The organism is Bradyrhizobium sp. SHOUNA76 (genome assembly GCF_023006445.1).
GTDB lineage: Bacteria > Pseudomonadota > Alphaproteobacteria > Rhizobiales > Xanthobacteraceae > Bradyrhizobium.
Window position 1 is genome coordinate 1 of the sequence record NZ_JALBHA010001065.1, and the last position, 666, is coordinate 666.

Here is a 666-nt window from a genome sequence, read left to right on the forward strand (position 1 = left end):
CAGCGCGGTGACGCGCGCCAGCGGCAGATCGGCGAGCTCGGCCAGCGCCGCGTCGAACAGGTCGAGATTGCTGGACAGCAATGCGCGCAGGATCAGGCCGGCGGTCAGCTGGCCCGTGACGCGCAAATGATGCACCAGGCCCTGCATGTCCTCGCCGCGCGAGCGCGCCGCGATGTTGATGGTGGAGCGGTCGCGCGCCTCGATCGTGATGCGATCGGCACGATCGGCGCTCAGCCAGTTCCGCGCCACGACGAATTGCGCCAGGGTCTCGGAGAGTTTCGCCACCAGCGCGGCCCGGGTTGCGGACGGCAGATCATCCAGCACCAGCATCGCCTCGCGGATCGCGGCGAGATGGCCATGGCGCTCGACGATGCGATCCCAGGAGAACGGGGCAAGCTCGGCATGAGGATTTTCGATCAGCTCCAGCGCGGCGGCCGCGCAGCCGACTTCGGCGATGGCGGCGCAGACCGATACCGGCAGCGCGATGCGGCGGGCCACCGCGCATTGCACCTCGTCATTGCCGGTCGCAACGATGTCGACGAGATCGGCGTCGATCAAGAGCGGGGAATGTTCGAGCACCGGCAGCGCGACGGTCGGCTGATCCGCCGACAGCGCCCGCACGATCGACGCCGGCGCATCCGTGCTGCGCGCAAAGGCCTCGGCCAT

General features: G+C 69.2%; 1 protein-coding gene. It reads right to left on the reverse strand.

The genetic code is table 11. The features are described from left to right. The coding region (locus MOV74_RS39740) for a DUF2336 domain-containing protein (protein WP_246933063.1) at nt 1–666 on the reverse strand (666 nt) is incomplete at both ends.